Raw genomic sequence first — 3,151 nt, forward strand, 5'->3', positions numbered from 1 at the left:
ACAAGGGACTGCCCCTACAGGGAAAATCCCTTCAACCCAACTGACAATACTATCAAACTCAACTTGACACAGCACTAGTTTCCATTTACATAGCACCCCTAATGAAGATTAAGAATTTAATCGGGTAGTTTTTACCGATGCCCGGTGCGGTTAGGGTGAAAGACCCTACCGGGTCTGGGGGAACATGGAGTTACCCAAATATTTTACTTAACTTCATACGGGGTGTAAAGAGATGTTTTTCTTTGAAAAAATCCGTGTTGAAACGTGCACGACCTATTCGGTAGCAACTTGGGTTATATAGATAAATTAGCACCCCACCACGCGAATCAGCGGCATTGCGCGAATTTTATCCGCACAACACCGCTGTTTAAGTAATACCATCTATTCGTGTTATGAAAAGACCCCTATAAAGGTGTATTGTGATCCTACAGGCACTCACTGTTGGATATCATCGAGTGTTTCTGCGTTCATCACCTTCTCAAAGAACGCCTCCAACTGTGAAATATGATGGAGTTCGGTCATGTGGTTCGTGATGGATTCGGGAACTTCGCCAAATCGGTGCTGCAGGAGTTTGAGAACAGCTTCGCGCGTAGCGCGTGTTGCCCCTTGTTCTATGCCTTGTTCAATGCCGCGTTGCATAACGCGTTGATAAAAAGGAGATTCTTGCATGATTGCCTCCGATATAGGGTTCTGAAAAAGCTTTCAACCTCGGACGTATTTAATGCTAACGCCGCCAACGCATACGGAAACTCACCCGTAACGTGCTTGAAAACTTCATCATAATACGGCATGTGACAATTATATCTCAAAACACGCACGAAACCAAATGAATATCATCAAGTGTTTCTGCGTTCATCACCTTTTCAAGGAACGCCCTCAATTGTGAAATACACTGCAGTTACGTGGATCTCTACCTACTCCTCTTTAATCACGAAGAATTTTTCCTCTTTAATCCGTTCTTCAGGGAAACGCGCACGCGCCCAGATCGCTTTTGCATTCTCGATCATCTGTGGATGTCCACACGCATAGACGACCGCATTCGTGTGATCGTAACCGAGTTGATCGCCATACTTCCGAATCACATCTTCGGCACGTCCACTCTCACCTTGCCACGCTGGGTCCTCCCATGGACGACTTACCGTCTGGACAAACGTGAACCACTCTTCTTGTGCCGCGAGTTCGTTGAGTTCATCGGCGTAATATCCCAGTTCCCATGAAAGGCTCGCACCGACGATCGCCAATATCTGATGTGGGCTCGTTTTGCCCTGTTCCTGCTCAATTTTTTGCGTCCGCGCAATGCTAATATACGGCGCAGCACCTGTGACAGTTCCTGCCATGACGTGGCGTGTCATCCCGCTCTCTGTATCCAAGACAAACTTTCCAACGAGACGATCCCGAATAAACACGCTGTCCCCCAATTTCAGTTCCCAAAACAGGGGGGTTGTCGCACCCTCCGGCACCAATTCCACGAAAACCTCCATAAACGGTTCGTGTGGTGAGGAGACGATCGAATAGGGACGCTGGACAATCTTTTCACCCACCTGAAAACCGATCGTAGCGTATTGCCCAGGTATGAATGGCAACTGCTTATCAACACGGAATTTGAACGCGGCTAAATCTTCAGAAAAGTCTTCGCGTTCAATCAATTCACCTTTACAATATTGCGCTCTGGAGCGTCTTCTTCTTCCCATAATATTTCCCTTCAAATTTTCGATGATAAGTTTCGACTTGCAAATTACGTCAAAAAGAAAATAATAAAATTTTGATAACCTTTTCGACACATTATACTCAAAACGAAAATTGAAATCAAGTTTTTTATACGAATAGCAGTCAGTTATCAGCGGTCAGCGGTCAGGAAGCGTCGCGAGCATAGAGGAACAGCAGCGCAAAACACTCGCGCCTATACGGAAGTATTGCGATTCAGAGACTTTTCGTGATAAACTAAAATAGGAATGATGAACCAAACCCGTCCGATTCCGTGCAATTGGGCGTGATAGACCCCCAGCTAAAGCGTGGGGCTTCCGCAAAGTTAAGCGAAAGCATTTGTGGAATTGAGAAGCGGGCTGGTCGCTTCAACGGAGCAGACGACTCCTAACCCAAAGGAAGCTACCCCTTCCTTAAGTATGTTCAGTGCAGCGTTTTGGTCTCTATCCAAATGTGTATGACACTTCGGACACTGCCAATGACGGTCTGCTAAGGTGAGTTTATCGTTTTTATGTCCACACACAGAACAGCAGTTTGTAGAGGGGGTCCAGCGATTTATCTTCAGCACAGCGCGTATCCGCTTCTTTGCCTGATACTTAAGTTTCTGAAGGAACTCTCCGAAAGCAAGGTCGGAGACCTGTTTACCCCAAAGCCGTTTCATTCCCTCAAGGTTGAGGTCTTCAAAGAACAGAATATCGAACTGACGGCACAAGTCTATGGCAAGTTTCCAATGGTGGTCTGCTCTTTGATTTGCCGTCTTCTTATGGATACGGGCAACGTTCTTACGTTCGCNNNNGGAATGTGCCTTTTGTGCTTTCGCTAACTTATCAGCGTTCTGTGTATAGAACATCGGAGAACCGTAGCGTTCACCGTCACTACCAGTCAGGAAGTCTTTGATACCCATATCAAACCCTTCGGCTTTACCCGTCTTGGGTTCGGGTTTGACTTCGCTATAGTCTTCAGTGACGGTAATATACATATCTCCGAGGGCGTCTCTTGTAACTTGAACCTGTTTGATTTCGCCTGCTATGGGACGGTGCAGGGCGAAACGATACCAACGTCCGTTCAATCGGATTTTATACGTCGGGTGATTTCTTTCGTGCTTTTGTTTATCCAATACTTTTTCAAGGGGAACTTGTGTGCCATCAAACGTCATCCCTCTGTGTTTCTTGCACGACTTAAACTGTGGGTGTCCTCTGCCTAAGGTTTTCATTTCTCTAAAAGATTGTGATAGACGCTTCAACATATTTTGTAAGGTCCATGAGTAGGGGATATTCCAATGTTGATACTTCTCAAGTTTCTTAAGTTTCGTCAAATGGGCAGACATTTTGCGATACGAAAGATCTTTACCATATCTGCGGTAATATCGCATAGAGATCGCCAAAAAATGATTACGCACAACACCAATGATATTCAAATCATCGTGCAAGTGGCGCAACGTCTTATC

Annotated in this window: 3 protein-coding genes; all 3 read right to left on the reverse strand. The window is 45.7% G+C overall.

Features of this window, described 5'->3' with window-relative positions; translation table 11 throughout:
- Nucleotides 1–435 precede the first annotated feature (435 nt).
- Nucleotides 436–669: a DUF4351 domain-containing protein gene (locus tag J4G07_16340; protein ID MCE2415558.1), complete on the reverse strand. Its 234-nt coding sequence runs from the start codon at nucleotides 667–669 to the stop codon at nucleotides 436–438.
- 245 nt (nucleotides 670–914) lie between these two features.
- Nucleotides 915–1,691, reverse strand: coding sequence for a ferredoxin--NADP reductase (locus J4G07_16345; GenBank protein MCE2415559.1), 777 nt, complete (start codon nucleotides 1,689–1,691; stop codon nucleotides 915–917).
- Between the two features lie 338 nt (nucleotides 1,692–2,029).
- A complete protein-coding gene (locus tag J4G07_16350; GenBank protein MCE2415560.1) occupies nucleotides 2,030–3,031 on the reverse strand; it encodes a transposase in 1,002 nt (333 codons plus the stop codon).
- Between the last annotated feature and the right edge of the window lie 120 nt (nucleotides 3,032–3,151).

The sequence above is a fragment of the Candidatus Poribacteria bacterium genome, assembly GCA_021295715.1.
Classification (GTDB): domain Bacteria; phylum Poribacteria; class WGA-4E; order WGA-4E; family WGA-3G; genus WGA-3G.